This window comes from Streptomyces sp. WM6386, from assembly GCF_000972385.1.
Taxonomy (GTDB): Bacteria; Actinomycetota; Actinomycetes; order Streptomycetales; family Streptomycetaceae; genus Streptomyces.
In genome coordinates, this window is the sequence record NZ_JXTE01000387.1 from 1 (window position 1) to 585 (window position 585).

1 protein-coding gene is annotated in these 585 nt (G+C 72.5%); it reads right to left on the bottom strand.

All coding sequences use genetic code 11. The annotated features are described in order from the left end of the window. Window positions 1-492, bottom strand: a 492-nt coding sequence (locus TN53_RS41865) for a beta-ketoacyl synthase N-terminal-like domain-containing protein (RefSeq protein WP_046264141.1), incomplete at its 3' end; no start/stop codon positions are given. Window positions 493-585: the final 93 nt, after the last annotated feature.

Genomic DNA, 585 nt, shown 5'->3' on the forward strand with positions numbered 1-585 from the left:
GGTCTGCACCGGCCCGCGTGCCTCGAACCGCTCCGCCACCGCCGAGGCGAGTGTGCTGGGCGAGAACGCCCGGTGCAGATGCGGGCCGGACTCCCGGTGGTCCACGTCCCAGCGCTTGCCGCGCTCGCTGACCAGTACGTAGTCGTTCTCCAGCCGGGTGGGGCCGCCGACCGCGGTGCCCAGGGAGACCCCGACACGCCACGGGTTCTCCACCGCGAGGTCGAGCCCGGAGTCCCGTACGGCCTCCTCCCCGGCGACCAGGGCGAACTGGATGTACCGGTCGCACCGTGCGATCTGCTCCGCGTCCAGCCCGTGGGCCACCGGGTCGAAGTCGCACTCGGCGGCGATCCGCGAACGCAGCCCGGACGGGTCGAAGAACGTGATGCCCCGTGTCGCCGTCCGCCCGTTGGACAGGAGATCCCAGAACGCCGGTATGCCGATGCCGTCCGGAGCGACGATGCCCAGGCCGGTGACCGCCACGCGCCTCGTCATGAACGGACCTGAGATGGCTCGGCCGTCCGCCCCGCACCCCCGTGGGCCGCCTCCACCACGATCGGTACGCCGTCGGCGTCCTCGGTGTCGACA